The 15,502-nt window shown below is 65.1% G+C and carries 15 protein-coding genes; 10 read left to right on the top strand and 5 right to left on the bottom strand.

Features of this window, described 5'->3' with window-relative positions; all coding sequences use genetic code 11:
• Positions 1 to 25 precede the first annotated feature (25 nt).
• The 4 genes from aliA (at position 26) to AC1DN9_RS11995 (ending at position 3,516) form a co-directional block, all read left to right on the top strand.
• Entirely contained in the window at positions 26 to 1,681 is a 1,656-nt protein-coding gene (aliA, locus tag AC1DN9_RS12010; protein ID WP_478100343.1) for a cyclohexanecarboxylate-CoA ligase, read from the top strand.
• A 79-nt stretch (positions 1,682 to 1,760) separates the two neighbouring features.
• Positions 1,761 to 2,645: a 3-methyl-2-oxobutanoate hydroxymethyltransferase gene (panB, locus tag AC1DN9_RS12005; RefSeq protein WP_478100341.1), complete on the top strand. Its 885-nt coding sequence runs from the start codon at positions 1,761 to 1,763 to the stop codon at positions 2,643 to 2,645.
• A 73-nt stretch (positions 2,646 to 2,718) separates the two neighbouring features.
• A complete protein-coding gene (gene trxC / locus AC1DN9_RS12000; RefSeq protein WP_478100339.1) occupies positions 2,719 to 3,156 on the top strand; it encodes a thioredoxin TrxC in 438 nt (145 codons plus the stop codon).
• A 75-nt stretch (positions 3,157 to 3,231) separates the two neighbouring features.
• Complete coding sequence (locus AC1DN9_RS11995) at positions 3,232 to 3,516, top strand: hypothetical protein (RefSeq protein ID WP_478100338.1); 285 nt, start codon at positions 3,232 to 3,234, stop codon at positions 3,514 to 3,516.
• Positions 3,517 to 3,523: 7 nt separating this feature from the next.
• Here the strand turns inward: AC1DN9_RS11995 and AC1DN9_RS11990 are convergent, their stop codons facing one another.
• Complete coding sequence (locus AC1DN9_RS11990) at positions 3,524 to 4,102, bottom strand: NADPH-dependent FMN reductase (RefSeq protein ID WP_478100336.1); 579 nt, start codon at positions 4,100 to 4,102, stop codon at positions 3,524 to 3,526.
• 158 nt (positions 4,103 to 4,260) lie between these two features.
• Here AC1DN9_RS11990 and AC1DN9_RS11985 point away from each other — a divergent pair, with 158 nt between their 5' ends.
• Positions 4,261 to 5,178, top strand: a complete 918-nt coding sequence (locus tag AC1DN9_RS11985) for a LysR substrate-binding domain-containing protein (RefSeq protein WP_478100334.1) — start codon at positions 4,261 to 4,263, stop codon at positions 5,176 to 5,178.
• 15 nt (positions 5,179 to 5,193) lie between these two features.
• On the opposite strand, the gene AC1DN9_RS11980 is transcribed toward AC1DN9_RS11985, so the two are convergent.
• The 4 genes from AC1DN9_RS11980 to AC1DN9_RS11965 all read right to left on the bottom strand — a co-directional run bounded on the left by AC1DN9_RS11980 (position 5,194) and on the right by AC1DN9_RS11965 (position 9,760).
• Positions 5,194 to 6,075 carry an NAD(P)-dependent oxidoreductase gene (locus AC1DN9_RS11980; protein ID WP_478100332.1) on the bottom strand — a complete coding sequence of 294 codons (882 nt, stop codon included), beginning with the start codon at positions 6,073 to 6,075 and terminating at the stop codon, positions 5,194 to 5,196.
• Between the two features lie 24 nt (positions 6,076 to 6,099).
• Complete coding sequence (locus AC1DN9_RS11975; RefSeq protein WP_478100330.1) at positions 6,100 to 7,092, bottom strand: Bug family tripartite tricarboxylate transporter substrate binding protein; 993 nt, start codon at positions 7,090 to 7,092, stop codon at positions 6,100 to 6,102.
• A 25-nt stretch (positions 7,093 to 7,117) separates the two neighbouring features.
• The gene (locus AC1DN9_RS11970) at positions 7,118 to 8,593 is read right to left on the bottom strand and encodes an aldehyde dehydrogenase (protein ID WP_478100328.1); all 1,476 of its coding nucleotides are present in this window, start codon (positions 8,591 to 8,593) and stop codon (positions 7,118 to 7,120) included.
• An 84-nt stretch (positions 8,594 to 8,677) separates the two neighbouring features.
• Positions 8,678 to 9,760, bottom strand: a complete 1,083-nt coding sequence (locus AC1DN9_RS11965; protein WP_478100326.1) for a flavin reductase — start codon at positions 9,758 to 9,760, stop codon at positions 8,678 to 8,680.
• Between the two features lie 241 nt (positions 9,761 to 10,001).
• Here AC1DN9_RS11965 and AC1DN9_RS11960 point away from each other — a divergent pair, with 241 nt between their 5' ends.
• From AC1DN9_RS11960 to AC1DN9_RS11940, 5 genes are all read left to right on the top strand, one after another.
• Entirely contained in the window at positions 10,002 to 11,366 is a 1,365-nt protein-coding gene (locus tag AC1DN9_RS11960; RefSeq protein WP_478100324.1) for an LLM class flavin-dependent oxidoreductase, read from the top strand.
• On the top strand, positions 11,363 to 12,757 hold the full coding sequence (locus AC1DN9_RS11955; protein ID WP_478100322.1) for an acyclic terpene utilization AtuA family protein: 1,395 nt from the start codon (positions 11,363 to 11,365) through the stop codon (positions 12,755 to 12,757). The genes AC1DN9_RS11960 and AC1DN9_RS11955 overlap by 4 nt, the downstream gene beginning before the upstream one ends.
• Positions 12,754 to 13,065, top strand: a complete 312-nt coding sequence (locus AC1DN9_RS11950; RefSeq protein WP_478100320.1) for a DUF4387 domain-containing protein — start codon at positions 12,754 to 12,756, stop codon at positions 13,063 to 13,065. The genes AC1DN9_RS11955 and AC1DN9_RS11950 overlap by 4 nt, the downstream gene beginning before the upstream one ends.
• Positions 13,066 to 13,084: 19 nt before the next feature.
• Positions 13,085 to 14,491, top strand: a complete 1,407-nt coding sequence (locus tag AC1DN9_RS11945; RefSeq protein ID WP_478100318.1) for an MmgE/PrpD family protein — start codon at positions 13,085 to 13,087, stop codon at positions 14,489 to 14,491.
• Between the two features lie 85 nt (positions 14,492 to 14,576).
• A complete protein-coding gene (locus AC1DN9_RS11940) occupies positions 14,577 to 15,488 on the top strand; it encodes a LysR family transcriptional regulator (RefSeq protein WP_478100316.1) in 912 nt (303 codons plus the stop codon).
• Positions 15,489 to 15,502 lie beyond the last annotated feature (14 nt).

Genomic DNA, 15,502 nt, shown 5'->3' with positions numbered 1-15,502 from the left:
CGCCAAAGAGAAGAGGAGACAAACCATGGAATTCGATGCCGTATTGCTGCCCCCGCGCCGTGTCCGGATGGTGGCGCAAGGTCTCTGGCATGACCGCACCATCAACGACGATCTCGACGCCTGCGTCGCGACGTATCCGGACAAGGTGGCCCTGACTGCACTGCGGGTGGAGGAGGGCGTCACGACCCGCTTCACCTACCGCGAAATGGCGCGCATGGCCGATCGCGTCGCGGTGGGACTGTCGCGCCTCGGCGTGGGCCGCAACGATGTGGTGGCCTGCCAGTTGCCCAACTGGTGGCAATTCACGCTGACCTATCTGGCCTGCTCGCGGATCGGTGCGGTGATGAACCCGCTGATGCACATCTTTCGCGAACGCGAGCTGTCCTTCATGCTGAAGCACGGCGAGGCCAAGGTCGCGATCGTGCCGAAGACCTTTCGCGGCTTCGACTTCGAAAGCATGGTGGCAGGCTTGCAAGCGGGCCTGCCCGATCTGAAGCACGTCGTGGTGGTCGGCGGCACCGGGCCCAACAGTTTCGAGGCATTGCTCAGCGGCGTGGCCTGGGAAGACGAGCCCGATGCGCAGGAGATCCTTGCGCGAAGCCGGCCCGGCCCGGATGACGTGATGCAGATGATCTACACCTCCGGCACTACCGGCGAGCCCAAGGGCGTGATGCATTCGGCCAACACCACCATGGCCAACATCATTCCCTACGCAGAGCGCCTGCGGCTCGGCGCCGACGACGTGGTGCTGATGGCCTCGCCCATGGCGCACCAGACAGGCTTCATGTATGGGCTGATGATGCCGATCATCCTCAAGGCCAGCGTCGTGCTGCACGATATCTGGGAGCCGAAGCAGGCCATCGAATCGATCCGTGCCGAGCGCGTCAGCTTCACGATGGCCTCGACGCCATTCCTGACCGACCTCGCCAGGACCGTGGCTGAAACCGCGGTCGAGGTGCCGAGCCTGCGCACCTTCCTGTGTGCGGGGGCACCGATTCCGGGACCGCTGGTGGAGCAGGCGCGGCAGGTGCTGGGCACCAAGATCGTGTCGGCCTGGGGCATGACCGAGAACGGCGCCGTCACGCTGATCCAGGTGGACGACGACGACCTGCGCGCGGTCACGACCGATGGGCTGCCGCTGCCCGGCGTCGAACTCAAGGTGGTCGGCGAKAACGACCAGGTACTGCCCGCCGATCAGCCCGGAAGGCTGCTCGTGCGCTCGTGCTCGAACTTCGGCGGCTATCTGCGGCGCTCGCATCTCAACGGCACCGACGCCGACGACTGGTTCGATACCGGCGATCTGGCGCGCATGGACGCCCAGGGCTACATCCGCATCACCGGCCGCAGCAAGGACGTGATCATTCGCGGCGGCGAGAACATCCCGGTGGTCGAGATCGAGTCCCTCTTGTATCGGCATCCTGGCATCGCCATGGCGGCCATCGTGGCCTACCCCGACGAGCGCCTTGGCGAGCGGGCCTGCGCGGTGGTGGTGCCCAGGCCGGGCCACAGCGTTGACATGCCCTCGATCGTGCAGTTCCTGAAGGCGCAGAAGGTGGCGGTCCAGTACATCCCTGAACGACTGGTCGTGCGCGATGCTATGCCGTCGACGCCCTCCGGGAAGATCCAGAAATTCAAGCTGCGCGAGATCGTGCGTGAACTGGTGCGCGAGAGTGCGGCATGAACTTACACTCCGCACTTTCTCGCGCCGCTACCAGTTCACTGCCGGCGAAGTCGTCACTGTCTCTAGCCGGAGGTCAACCATGTCATCTGCTCCCGAAGCCGGCGCCGCGACGCCGTACGGCACCTTGCCACCCGCATCACCTCCTTCGCAGCGCAAGCCGCTGAGCTTGCCCCGCCTGGCGGACATGCATGCGCGCGGCGAGAAGATCACCATGCTCACCGCCTACGACGCGACCTTCGCTGCCATGGCGGACAAGGCCGGCGTCGAATGCCTGTTGGTGGGGGATTCGCTCGGCATGGTCTGCCAAGGACTGTCGAGCACGGTCGGCGTGACGCTGGAAACCATGCGCTATCACACTGAGAGCGTCTACCGGGGCCTCCGGCGCGTCCAGGGCACGGCCTGGCTGATTGCCGACCTGCCGTTCGGCACCTACCAGGAGTCGCGGGAGCAGGCGTTGCGCAGCGCCACTGTGCTGATGCAGGCCGGCGCCCACATGGTGAAGCTGGAGGGCGGCGGATGGACCACGGATACGGTGCGCTTCCTGGTCGAGCGCGGCATTCCGGTCTGCGCGCACCTCGGCCTGACGCCGCAGACAGTGCACGCGCTCGGAGGCTATCGGGTTCAGGGCAGGGACGATGAGGCCGCCGCCGTACTCAGGCAGCATGCACATGCACTGCAGGATGCGGGCGCGGCGATGCTCGTGCTGGAGATGGTCCCGGCCCCGCTGGCGGCGGAACTCACGACCGAGCTGGAGCGGTGCGCCACCATCGGTATCGGCGCCGGCCGGGGCACGGCGGGGCAGGTGCTTGTGCTTCACGACATGCTGGGCATGAATCTTGGCCGCATGGCGAAGTTCGTGCGCAACTTCATGGCGGGTGCGCCGGGTATTGCGGAGGCGCTCCAGGCGTATGTCCAGGCGGTGAAGGACGGGAGCTTTCCGGACGACCAACTGCACGCCTGGTAGACCTTGCAGACCTTGCAATCGGCCTCGAAGACCCCAGGTCAACGGGATCTGACGCCGCGTCGAAGGAGAGTTCATGAACGAATCGCTGCACATCGTCTGCCCGCACTGCCACACCACGAACCGCGTGAAACGCGATCAGCTCGGCAGCGCGCCCGATTGCGGCAACTGCCACCGGCCGCTGTTCGAAGGCCGCTCGACGGCGCTCGATGAGGCCGCGTTCGAGCGGCACATCGCGCGCAACGAGATTCCGGTGCTCGTCGATTTCTGGGCACCGTGGTGCGGTCCGTGCCGCCAGATGGCGCCGGGTTTCGAGCAGGCGGCCGCTCGACTGGAGCCGAACATCCGGCTGGCGAAGGTCGACACGGAGACCGTGCCGGCCCTGGGCGCGCGCTTCGGCATCCGCAGCATTCCGACGCTGGCGCTCTTCAAGGGCGGGCGCGAGGTGGCCCGGCAGGCCGGCGCGATGGGCGCGGCCGACATCGTCCGATGGGCAGAGTCCCACTCGCGCTGAGGGGAGGGCGCGGGCGTTTCAGCACCGCTTAAGTTCCGCGGTCGAGACTGAAGGCGACACCCGAAAGGAAAGCAAATGTCGCCCGAATCGCAAACCCTGAGCGCCCAGCAGATCAGCCATGTGCTCGAACTGGTCGAACAGAACCTCCTGGCGCCCAACGAGGCGACCCGGAAGCTCGAAGCGCTGACGGCGCAAGGTGAGTTCTCGCAGTCGCAGTGCTACGCGATCCGGATGCTGCTGGTGCTGGACTATGCCGACATGGTCCAGGCTCTGCGCAGCGCGAGCGAAGACGACGAAGGCCTGGCGCTGGTGCGTGACCATCTGGTGCACGAAGCGCGCCTTGTCTGCGAAGGGGACTGAACGGGGATCAGGCGAGTCGACTCGCCACGTGCACCAGTTGGCGAACGACCTGGACCATCGCGTCGTGCGATGCCGCGTCTCGCAGCGAGCCGTCTTCGGCAAAGGCGTCGGCGGCGCGCGGCAGGGAGAATTGCCGCGCCAGGGTCAGCACGCCCAGCGACTGGAGGATGGCGCGCAGCGCCACCAGGCCCCGAACCCCACCGTATGCGCCGGGCGTTGCGGCCATGATGGCCGCCACCTTGCCGTCGAGTTTCGTCATGCCGATCGGGCCTCCCGAGGGTCGCGACACCCAGTCGAGCGTGTTCTTCAGCAGCGCCGACACCGATGCGTTGTTCTCGGGCGAGGCGATCAGCAGGCCGTCATGCGCGAAGAACAGCGCCTTGAGCCTGCCGACGTCGTCCGGCAATCCATCGCGGTGCTCGATGTCGGCGTTGTAGATCGGCAGTGGATAGTCCGCCAGGTCGATCAGCGTGACTTCGGCACCAGTCTCCTGCGCGGCCGCCGCGCCGAGGCGGATCAGCCGGCGATTGAAGGAGGCTTCACGTGCGCTGCCTGCGAACGCGAGGATCTTTGGCGGGCGACTCATTCAGCCTCTTGCATGTTGACGGATGTCGGTGATGTCGATGCCGCGCGATGCGCTGCTCGCTGCAACTCGGCAATGTGCGCGGTTGTTGACTGGCCCTGCGACGATCTTACCGAACGCTATCTCGGGCGTCAGGTGCTCCGAAGTAACATCGCGCCACAATGGATCTGAAGCAACTCCGCTATTTCGTCATGGTGGCCGAGGAGCTGAGCTTCAGTCGAGCGGCCACCCGACTGCATATCTCCCAACCCCCCCTGTCCCAGCAGATCAAGTCTCTCGAAGAGGAGATGGGCGTCGCGCTGTTCGTACGCAACCGCCGGGCGGTTCGGCTGACCGACGCCGGCGCCGTCTTTCTGCGAGAAAGCCGGCTTCTGCTGGATCAGTTTCGATCTGCCGTCAATTCGGCGGTGAGAGCGAGCCAGACCAATGCGGGCAGCATCCGCGTGGGCGTGGCGACTTCAGGGCTCTTCAGCGTCATGCCCAAGTTCCTGGAACTGATGCGCTCGGATTTTCCCAATGTCGAGGTGCTGGTCAGCGACATGCAGTCGGACGACCAAGTCCGCGCGATATCGCAAGGCGCACTCGACATCGGCATCGCTCACGTCAAGCCTGAGCGGATGAACGTGAGCCGCAAGCAGATCTTCGGCGAGGCGTTGTCGGTGGTGCTGCCCGACGATCACAAGCATGCCGGGAATCCGGATCTGACCTTGGCGGATCTCGCGGACGAACCGATGGTGGCCCTGTCGAGGGCTCACGCGCCCACGGTCTTCGACGCGGTCATCGCCTCGTGTGCGGCAGCCGGGTTCAGCCCGACCATCAAGCACACCGCCCGCAGCCCATTGACGATTTTCCAGATGGTGCGAGTGGGCTTCGGCATCGCGCTGGTGCCGCGCTCGTACCAGTTCAGCGCTTATCCCGGCGTCCAGTTCCGCGACATTGCGCCCGCCGAAGGCCGGGTTCGACTCGAAGCCATTTGGAGCGAGCGCCACGCGTCCGACCTGACGCTCGCCGTGATCGGCCAGCTGGTGCCGCGGCTGATCAAGTCACTAGGGACCGAGATCGAGCCCTGTCCTGAGTGAGATCAACCAAGCGCCTCAGCTGACCCGACCATCCACCAGGTTGATCACCGCCGGGTGGTAGTTGCGCGCAAAGCCGGCGTCGCGCGTCTTGCAAAGCATCTGGTGCGTGTACGTGGCGATGTGCGGATCGAAGCCGCCTTCACGCGCGAGTGAAAGCGCGAGCGCCGCATCCTTGATCGCATAGTCGACTGGAAACACCTTCTCGGGAAAGGTATCAGGCACCAGCGACTTGAGACCGTGGTTGCGCAGGACGAAGCTGTCCGCCGAACCCTGCGAAAGCGCGTTGAACAGCTCGCGCCCATCGACGCCCGCCCGGCGGCCGATCGTCAGCACCTCGGACAACGCATTGACCGTCATCAGGACCGTGATGTTGTTGAGGATCTTCACGATCTGCCCGCAGCCGGCAACGCCGCAGTGCAGCACATCGCTCCCCATGCACGCCAGCAGCGGTCGAATGGCTTCCACGTCGGCCTGGCTTCCGCCGACGGTGATGAACAGGGTGCCTTGCACAGCGGCTTCGCGTGTGCGCGCGACCGGCGCGTCGACAAAGGCGATGCCGGCGGCGGCGAGCCTCTCTGCCAGTGTGCGGGTTCGCGCCACTTCGCTCGTGCTCATGTCGACGATCATCTTCGGCGCGGGCGATGCGCGCATCAGGCTTTCGCAGACCGGTTCGACCTGCTCGATCGACGGCAGCGAGAGGAACACGACATCGGCTGCAGCGCCCACCGCTTCAAGCGATTTCTCGGCGATGCCGCCTCTTTCCGCCACCCGCGCGATGGCATCGGGAGACTGATCGAAGATGTGCACGGGCAAGCCCGACTTGCGCACGAGGTTCGCGCACATGTGCTCGCCCATGACGCCGAGGCCCACGAAGCCGACGGATTTGATTGCGGTCATTTGAGTTCTTTCCTTCTTGTCCAGTTATTCGTCCAACTTGATCTTTGCCGTTGCGACCAGGTCCTTGTCCATGGCCGACTCCTGCGCGACGAAGGTCGCGAATTCCGACGGCGACGACAACACGGTCTGGAAATACATCGCCGAAAGCTTCGACGTGACCGCGGGCGTCTGCATGGCGATCCTGATTTCGGTGTTGAGCTTGTCGACGATGTCCTGCGGTGTCCCGGCAGGTGCCCAAACGCCGTACCAGCTCGGCATATCGAAGCCGGGGAAGCCGCTTTCCGCAACAGTCGGCAGATCGGGCAGGCCCGGCAGGCGCTTCGATGTGGTCACGGCCAGCGCGCGCAGACGACCGCCCTTGACCAGGGGATAGGCCGAGGCCATGGGTTCGATCATGGCGGCGACCTGCATGCCCATCAGGTCATTGAGTGCCGGTGCGCCTCCCTTGTAGGGAATCATCGGCATGTCGACCTTGGCCTTGACCTTCAGCAACTCGGCCGCCAGGTGGCCGCCTGCACCGTAGGCCGCGGTGGCCCATTGCACTTCGCCCGGCCGCTTCTTGGCGTCGGCCAGCAGCGCTTGCAGGTTCGTGTAGGGGCTGTTGGCCGAGACAACGACCAGTTGCGGCAATGCGCCCAGGTAGGTGATCGGCTTGAAATCCTTCTCGGGATCGTAGGTGGTGGTCGAAGTCATGATCAACGGATTCACCACCTGCAGCGATGCGTTGAGCAGGATCGTGTAGCCGTCTGCCGGCGCGCGCTTCACGGTCTGTGCGCCGAGAACGCTGTTCGCGCCCGGACGGTTCTCGATGACCACCGCCTGTCCCAACTGGCGTTGGAGTTGCGGGGCAAGAGTGCGCGCGACGGCATCGACCGAGCCGCCGGGCGGAAAGGGCACGACGAGCTTGATGGGGCGCGACGGGTAGTCCTGCTGCGCCCAAGCGCCGCTCATGGCTGTGCTCGCGCACGCCAGCAGCAGGGCGCGGCGAACCAGCGAGATGGATGAGTTCTTTGACATGTTTGTCTCCTTGGGGCCGTTGTTGTCAGCTCTTGATGGCGAAGGGGTCGCGCTCGGCATCCGAGAAATCGATCATCACGTTCTTGGTGGTCATGTATTCGCGAAGTCCCGCTTCGCCGCGCTCGCGACCGATGCCTGATTCCTTGAACCCGCCGAACGGCGCTTGCGCGGCGAGCGCGCGATAGGTGTTCACCCACACCGAGCCGGCCTGGATCTCGCGGCTCACGCGCATCACGCGCGAAATGTTGTTGGACCAGATGCCCGCGGCCAGGCCGAAGCGGCTGTCGTTGGCCATGGCGATGGCTTCGGCTTCGGTGTCGAAGGGGATGATCGCCAGGACCGGGCCGAAGATTTCCTCCTGCGCCAGCTCGCTGCGGTTGCTCACGTCGGCGAACACGGTCGGCTGGATGAAGAAGCCGCCATCGAGCGTCGGGCCAGTAGCGCGGCCGCCGCCGACGACCAGCTTCGCACCCGAAGCCTTGGCGCCCTCGATCGCATTCAGGATGCGGCGGAACTGCGGCTCGTTGGCCACCGTGCCCATCTCGGTGGCGGGATCGATCGGGTCGCCCATGCGGATCAACGCCGCGCGCTCGGCCACCCTGCGCACGACCTCGTCGTACACGCCGCGCTGCACGAGCAGCCGCGAACCCGCCACGCAAGTCTGTCCGGTGGCGCCAAAGATGCCCGCCAATGCGCCGATCACGGCCTTGCCGACATCGGCATCGTCGAAGATGATGTTCGGCGACTTGCCGCCGAGTTCGAGCGTGACAGGCACGAGCCGGCGTCCGGCTGCCGCGGCGATTTCGCGGCCCACGCCAGGACTTCCCGTGAAGCTCACGCGAGCAACGCCGCGCGCGTCGACGAGTGCGCGACCGGTTTCGGCGCCACCGGTAACCACGTTGAAGACGCCGGGTGGAAAGCCCGCTTCCTCGACCAGCGCCGCGAACTCCAGCGTCGACACGGACGCATGCTCGGAAGGCTTTACCACCACACAGTTGCCTGCGGCGAGCGCCGGCGCCAGCTTGTTGGCCAGCAGCGCGAGTGGCGAGTTCCACGCCGTGATGAGCGCCACCACGCCATAGGGCTCGTGCACGAGATAGTCCAGGGTGTCCTTCTGGTCGAGCGGAATGTGCTGGCCGAAGAGCTTGTCCGCGTAGCCAGCGAAGAAGCGCAATTGGCGGCCCACCCACTTCATCTGCGGCAACGTCTCGCGCACGATCTTGCCGTTGTCGGTGCTTTCGATGACGGACATCCGCTGCGCGTGCGATTCGATCAGGCCGGCGAGCTTCAGCATCATCGCGGCGCGCGCCACGCCGGAGGTATGCCGCCAGGTCTCGCGATAGGCGCGCTCGGCGGCGGCCACGGCGGCTTCGACATCGGCGACGCCGGCATCGGGGATCTCCGCCCAGACTTGGCTCGTATAAGGGTTAACGCTTGGAAGCGTGCGGCCGCTGATCGGTTCTACGTATCGTCCGTCGATGTAGAGCCTGTGCTTCTTCATTGATAAGTCTCCTTCGGGTTATCTCGTTGTCGGGCGGAACTCTATGGGCGCTGCGTCATTGCAGTCCAATACGAAAATCGTCTTTCAATTAGTCGCCGGCCAAGCCTTGTGGCCAAGGCGCGCTGAAAGCTTTCGAGCGGCGAGCAAGAGGGCGGTGGGTACGGGGCCGTCCCAATCCGGCGCGAGATGGTCGGCGCGGCAGGTCGTGGACAAAGCCAGCACCATCTGCCCGCTGGCGTCAAACACCGGTGCGCTGAAGGCGTTCACGATCACCTGGTGACGGCGCGAAGGCGCTTCCCCGACCGCGCGGGCCATGCCGTGCTCCCTGGCCTCGGCGATGCTGCAAGCCAGGCGCCCGTTGTCCGGGTCTCCGGAAACCGCCCTGTTCTCCAACTCGCGCGCCATAGCCGCCGCCGTCGCATCCGAATCCATGAATGCGGCAAAGGCGCGCCCTGTGGCGGACTGCGTCAGGCTGACGACGACGCCCGTCTGCAGATAGGGGCTGACCGGTTCTCGCGACGGCTCCCATCGCACGATGGTGGGGCCGTGACTTCCCCACACGGCCAGCCCCAGGGTGCGTTGCCCGATGTCTTCGCAGATATGCGGCAGGGCGGCGCTCGAGAGTCGAACCGCTTCGAGCGCGGGCAGGCAGGCGACACCATCGACACTGCCAACACGGCCGCCGAGATCATGCGCGAAGGTGACCTTGTACTTGCCGTCACCGAAAGCGAGCGAGTCGCGCGGTGCGCGATCGATGTGCTCCACCTGCCCGATGAACACGGTGTGGTCGCCGCCCGGGTAGGCCGCGATCTTCACGCACTCCAGGTAGGCGGCGCTGCCGTCGATGATCGGAACGCCGCCGAGTCCCGGCCGCACCGCGATGCCGCAGAACTTGTCGTCGCCGGATTTGGCGAACTGGTTGGCCACGTGGACCTGGTCGTCCGCCATGATGTTCACCACGAAGCGCTCCGCGTCGCGGAATGCGTGGTGACTCGTGGACTTCATTGATTGGCTCCACAGGATCAGCGGCGGATCCAGCGATACGGAGCTGAACGAATTGGCTGTGACGCCGTAGGGCTTGCCCGCGTCGTCGATCGTGGTCACCACTGTCACGCCGGTCGGAAATGCGCCCAGCACCTGTCGCAGTTGTCGGCTGTCGAAGTTCATCGATGTCTCCCATTCACCAGAATGCAGGGCAGTGTAGGAATGGGGTGTGGCGGCAACAAATCGCCAGCATCAATGGACATATACGTTCCGGCAATGAGTGCCCGGCGTGCGTCCAGCGTCGGAATTATTCGCGCCGACTATAGATTCATCGGAGTGCAGAAATTGACCATCGGACATGCCGCGCGAATACTCGATTCGTGCCCAAGAAGGGACGATCCATCGCTCAAAGGAAAGCAGCTCGATGAACAATTCCGCACGTCAGATGACGCTCATTGCATTCATGCAGGCTCAGAACTGCTCCAACTACGCCGGCTCGTGGCGAAACCCGTCCAGCATGACGGACTACCTCTCTCCCGAGTACTACCAGCGCATCGCGAGGACGCTGGAAGAGGGCAAGTTCGACATGGCCTTCTTCGACGACCGGCTGGCCATGCCCGACATCTACGGCAACAGCCACCGCGACACGGTCGAGCACGGCGTGCGGGCGATCAAGCTCGAACCGACCTCGGTGCTGATGGCGATGGCCATGGCGACTTCCCGGCTGGGGCTCGGCGCCACGTACTCCACGACTTACTACGAGCCATTCCACGTCGCCAGATTGTTCGCCACGCTGGACCTCATGACGAAGGGGCGTGTCGCGTGGAACGTCGTCACTTCGATGAACGATTCGGAAGCCGCCAACTTCGGCCACTCCGAGCACCTTGAACATGACCTGCGCTACGACCGCGCCGACGAGTTCATGGAGGTCGTCCTGGGCCATTGGGACACGTGGCAAGACGGCGCGATCATCTCGGACAAGGCGACGGGCCGCTTCGCGGACCCCGACAAGGTTCGGCGACTCGACCATGAAGGCCGCTTCTTCAAGTCGCGCGGCCCGCTGTCGGTGCCGCGTTCGCAGCAGGGTCATCCCGTCATCCTGCAGGCGGGACAGAGTGGCCGCGGCCTGGCGTTCGCGTCGCGTTGGGCGGAGCTGGTGTTCGCCAAGTACCCGACGTTGGAGAACGGCAAAAAGCAATACAAGGCGCTCAAGGATGGCATCGCGAATGCCGGGCGCGATCCGGCCTCGGTGCGCATCGCGCCCGAACTCAAGATCATCGTCGCGGAGACCGAAAGCCTGGCCCGCGAGAAGCGCGACCTCATCGCGAGCCTGTCACGCCCCATCGACGGGCTGACGATGATGGGCGAGACGCTCAACATCGACTTCTCGGGCCGGCCCTACGACGAGCCGTTCACCGATGCGGAACTGGCCGCCGTGTCGTGGCAGAGCCTGCGCGACAAGGTCGTGCAGGTCAGCGGCAAGAAGAATCCCTCGGTGCGCGACTTCGTCGAATCATCGGGACGCGGAACGCTGAACGACGGCCCCTGCTTCGTCGGCACGGGTGCCCAGGTGGCCGATCAGATGCAGGAGTGGTTCGAGAACGCGTGCGACGGCTTCGTTCTGTCGGCCACTGAGGTGCCGGGCACCTATGAGGACATCGTTCGCCTCGTCGTTCCGGAATTGCAGAAGCGCGGTCTGTTCCGCAAGGAATATGCCGGCACGACGCTGCGCGAGACCCTCGGCGTCAGCCGCCCTCGCGCCGGTGACTGGCGGCGGGTGGGCCAATGACGGCGAAGAACCCGATGACGGAAAAGACAGTCAGGATGATGTCGGCGAGCGGCATCCTGGGATACGGCTTTCCCGAAAGCTCGCTCGAGGCCGCGCTCGCGCGCAAGCCGCACATGATCGGCGTCGACGGCGGAAGCTCGGACCCCGGCCCGCACTACCTCGGGTCGGGCAAGACGCTCAACTCGCGCCTTGCCATGAAGCGCGATCTGTCGCTGCTGCTGCGGGGCGCCATCCGCAACGGCATCCCGATGATGGTCGGCACCTGCGGCGGCGCTGGCGGAGAGCCGCACCTGCAGGCCTGCGCCGACATCATTCGCGAGGTGGCGCGCGAGCATGGGCTGAACTTCAAGATGGCGCTCATTCATGCGGAGCAGGACAAGGGCTTCCTGCTGGAGCAACTCGAGGCCGGCAAGGTGCGCGCACTTGGCAACGCGCCGCAGCTGCGGACGGAAGACATCCGGGGCGCAGAGCGCATCGTCGGCATGATGGGCCCCGAGCCGTATCGCGAGGCGCTGGCGGCAGGGGCGCAGGTGATCCTGGGCGGACGCGGAACCGACCCGGCGCCGTGGGTGGCACTGGCGATGCACCACGGCTTGCCGCCGGCACCGGCCTGGTACGCCGGAAAGATGCTCGAATGCGCCTGCAATGCGGCCATCCCGAAGAAGCACGATTGCCTTCTGGTCACGGTCGGCGAGGACTTCATCGAGGCCGAGCCGCTCAACCCGGAGTTGCGATGCACGCCAATGTCCGTTGCGGTGCAGGCACTGCACGAGAACGCCAGCCCCGTGATTCGCTACGAACCGGGTGGCATCGTCGACTCGACGAACTGCAGCATCGAGGCCGTCAGCGACCGCGTGGTGCGCGTCAGCGGCATGGAATGGAAGCCCGCTCCCTATTCCATCAAGCTCGAAGGCGCACGGCGCGTCGGCTTCGGCGCATTGGCCATTGCCGCGACCCGGGACCCGGGGCTGATCGGGCAGATCGACACCTTCCTGGAGTTCGTGCGCGCATCCACCGCCATCAAGGTGAGCGCGCTGGACATCAAGCCGGAGGACTACCAACTGGTGCTTCGTGTGTACGGGCGTGACGGTGTGATGGGCGCGTGGGAGCCGACGCGCGACGTGCACCCCGTGGAGCTGGCGATCATCGCGGAGGTCGTCGCCACCACGCAAGACATTGCCAACGCGGCGCTGTCGCTCGCGCGCGTGACCTTGCTTCACTCGGACTTTCCGGGCCGCATGTGCAGGGAAGGCAACATGGCCTTTCCGTTTTCTCCGTCCGACATCGAGCGCGGTGCCATTTATGAATTCATGCTGCAGCACGTCGTCGAGATCGATGACCCGCTGCACATGTTCCCGATCGAATACGAGCAAGTCCGAGGAGCTGCATGACTCGCCTCAAAGACATCGCCAAAGCCTGCAAGAGCAAGAACGCAGGTCCGTTCCACATCACGCTGGACATCATGTTCGACGACGCCGCGCTCTTTGATCTCGTGCGCGCCTCGGGCGTGATCACGCCGACGCTCATCGCCGGTCTTTACCGCGTGCCGGTGGAGTCGGTTCTGTTCACGGAGTACGCTCCCGCCCTGGCATGGAAGGCCACCATTCCTCGGCGAATCCCCTCCGGGGCGGTCGGCGATACCGACGTCTATGGTGCGCAGCAGCACGCGCCCCTGCTCGATATTGAAGTTCCGCTGTGACGCCACATTCCCAGAACCCATGACAACATCTTCTTCACTCCAACCCGTCTCGGGCAACATCGCTTCCGCGCTGGCCGCCTTTGCAGCCGACCTGAACGAAACCAATGTCCCTGAGGCCGTGTGGACCAAGTCGGTCCATCACATCGTCGACGGGATCGGCCTTGCTTTCGCCTCGCATACGTTTCCATTCGCGGCACCCGGATTGGCGGGTATCGCGGCCGCGGGTGCGGCGGGCGTTGCGACCGTCATCGGCAGCACGCGCCGGCTGGCGCCGCGCGATGCCGCGATGGCCAATGGCTTCCTGATGCACGGGCTGGACTTCGACGACACGCATCCGGCCAGCATCGTGCACCCCACGGTGGCCTGCCTGCCCACTGCGCTGGCTGTCGCCGAGGCGACCGGTGCCAGCTGGGGCGAGTTGATCGCGGCGTACGTCGCCGGGATGGAGACCTGCATTCGCCTGGGCCAATCGGTCAATGGCGGCTTCCATCATTCAGGCTTTCACGCCACCGGGTTGCTGTCTCACTTCAGCGCAGCGGTTGTTGCGGGCAAGCTGCTCGGCTTGCGGGCGGAGCAGTTGGTCGATGCGCAAGGCATTGCCGCGAGTACGGCTTCCGGCGTGCAGGTATTCCTGGAAAACGGTGCATGGACGAAGCGCATGCATCCTGGCTGGGGCGCGCTGGCCGGGATCACCGCCGCCCACCTGGTCCAGCATGGGTTCGCATCACCGAAGCGGCCTTACGAGGGCCGTTTCGGGTTCTTCGAGACGCACATGCAGGCCCATGCCGGCGACGTCGACCTGGAATCGATCGTGGAGGGGCTCGGAAGCCGTTGGACCATCCTCGATACCGCCATCAAGCCGTATCCGGTGTGCCACTTCATTCACGGCTGTGCCGAAGCGGCGCTGCAACTGCACAAGGTGCTTGGCGACCCGGCGCAGATCGTGAAGATCACCTGCGAGCTGCCGGGGGCGACCATTCCGATCGTGGCCGAACCGGCAGAGGCGAAGGCCTTGCCGCGCTCGGACTACGAAGCCAAGTTCAGCGCGCCGTTCGTGGTGGCGGCCTGCCTGTTGCGCGGGCGCTTCGGCCTGGCCGAACTGAGCGATGAAAGTCTGCGTGACGCGAGCATTCTCGCCATGGCAAAGCGCGTCGAGTGTGTCGAGGAGCAGGGCTCGGAGTTCCCGAAATACTTCTCCGGTGCCCTGACGTTGCATCTCGCATCGGGCGAAGTCCTCACGCGCCGCGTGCCTGTCAACCTGGGCAGCGGCGAGCGTGCCTTGACGCGCGAGGACATCGTCGCCAAGTTCCGCGGCACCGCCGGAATCGGGCTCGAACCTGTGCGCACGGCGAGCGTCCTGGAAGTGCTGCTTTCCGCGACGCCGAGCACCCCGGTGCGCACGATCGCCGGGGCGTTGCGCGCTTGATGGCCTGGTATAAGCTCGCGCCATTCATTCCCGACCCGGTCGTTTCGCGTGCGGACGCGACGATCGGCGGCGCTGCGAGAACAGATTGAGAAGACATCCGCAACTGCGTTTCCATTTGCCCGAACTGGAGACCTTCCTCGTGGTCCTGGAGGAAGGCAGTTTCAGCCGCGCGGCGGAGCGGCTGTGCATTTCCCAGCCGTCGGTGTCGAGTCGTGTGAAGAGGCTAGAGAACGTCCTGCGTGTGAAGCTGATCGAGCGGACCACGCGAAGCGTCGAAGCTACGGCCGATGGCAACCTGCTTCGGGCGGCGGCCGAAGAGGCTCTGTCGGGGTTGTACGCCGTGCTGCACCAGTTCCGCGACCGATCGGAGGCGGCGAGAAATCGGGTGGTGATTGCGGCCACGCCGATGATCTCGGCGACCTTCATGCCGCGCATCATGCATTCCTACAGCGAACGGTTTCCCGACGTGCAGCTGGTGCTGCGCGACATGCCTTTCGAATTGCTGCTGAAGAGCATCGGCGACGGCTCCGCGGACATTGGCGTGACGGCGGTCGACGGCGACTACGAGCACCTGCTGTTTCAACCGCTGGCGGAAGAAGATGTGGTGCTCGTCGTGCCCGCGAAGCATCCCCTGGCGAAGGAGCGGAACGTCGTCGTTGAAATGATCCTTCCCTACCGGATGATCTTTCTCGATCGCTACACGAGCCTGCGCGAGCGCCTGTCGGCCGAGTTCCTTCGCTTCGGCGCCGAGCTGGAGGCCACGACCGCCGCTACCTTGCCGACTCTCATGGGGATGATCGACACCGGAAGCTGCGTGACCTTCCTTCCGCGTTCCATGGCGCAGATCAACGCGCGCGAATCGAGAGCGATCATCGAGATCGCCGATTTCCGTGCGGTGAGAAGCTATGGCAGCATCACTGCGCGACGAACGGTGCTCACCACCGCCGTGCAGAGTTTTCGCGACCACCTCCATCGCGAATTCGAACCGCTTCTTTGAGCCAGATCACCGGT

The sequence above is a fragment of the Variovorax sp. 05L425 genome (assembly GCF_056397705.1).
Note: the sequence above shows the minus strand (reverse complement) of the source record. Positions and strands in the feature narration are given on the sequence as shown.

Excerpts from the sequence above, each read along its gene's own strand:
- panB (WP_478100341.1), top strand. The coding sequence starts at position 1,761 with ATGTCATCTGCTCCCGAAGCCGGCGCCGCGACGCCGTACGGCACCTTG.
- trxC (WP_478100339.1), top strand. The coding sequence starts at position 2,719 with ATGAACGAATCGCTGCACATCGTCTGCCCGCACTGCCACACCACGAAC.
- AC1DN9_RS11995 (WP_478100338.1), top strand. The coding sequence starts at position 3,232 with ATGTCGCCCGAATCGCAAACCCTGAGCGCCCAGCAGATCAGCCATGTG.
- AC1DN9_RS11990 (WP_478100336.1), bottom strand. The coding sequence starts at position 4,102 with ATGAGTCGCCCGCCAAAGATCCTCGCGTTCGCAGGCAGCGCACGTGAA.
- AC1DN9_RS11985 (WP_478100334.1), top strand. The coding sequence starts at position 4,261 with ATGGATCTGAAGCAACTCCGCTATTTCGTCATGGTGGCCGAGGAGCTG.
- AC1DN9_RS11980 (WP_478100332.1), bottom strand. The coding sequence starts at position 6,075 with ATGACCGCAATCAAATCCGTCGGCTTCGTGGGCCTCGGCGTCATGGGC.
- AC1DN9_RS11975 (WP_478100330.1), bottom strand. The coding sequence starts at position 7,092 with ATGTCAAAGAACTCATCCATCTCGCTGGTTCGCCGCGCCCTGCTGCTG.
- AC1DN9_RS11970 (WP_478100328.1), bottom strand. The coding sequence starts at position 8,593 with ATGAAGAAGCACAGGCTCTACATCGACGGACGATACGTAGAACCGATC.
- AC1DN9_RS11965 (WP_478100326.1), bottom strand. The coding sequence starts at position 9,760 with ATGAACTTCGACAGCCGACAACTGCGACAGGTGCTGGGCGCATTTCCG.
- AC1DN9_RS11960 (WP_478100324.1), top strand. The coding sequence starts at position 10,002 with ATGAACAATTCCGCACGTCAGATGACGCTCATTGCATTCATGCAGGCT.
- AC1DN9_RS11955 (WP_478100322.1), top strand. The coding sequence starts at position 11,363 with ATGACGGCGAAGAACCCGATGACGGAAAAGACAGTCAGGATGATGTCG.
- AC1DN9_RS11950 (WP_478100320.1), top strand. The coding sequence starts at position 12,754 with ATGACTCGCCTCAAAGACATCGCCAAAGCCTGCAAGAGCAAGAACGCA.
- AC1DN9_RS11945 (WP_478100318.1), top strand. The coding sequence starts at position 13,085 with ATGACAACATCTTCTTCACTCCAACCCGTCTCGGGCAACATCGCTTCC.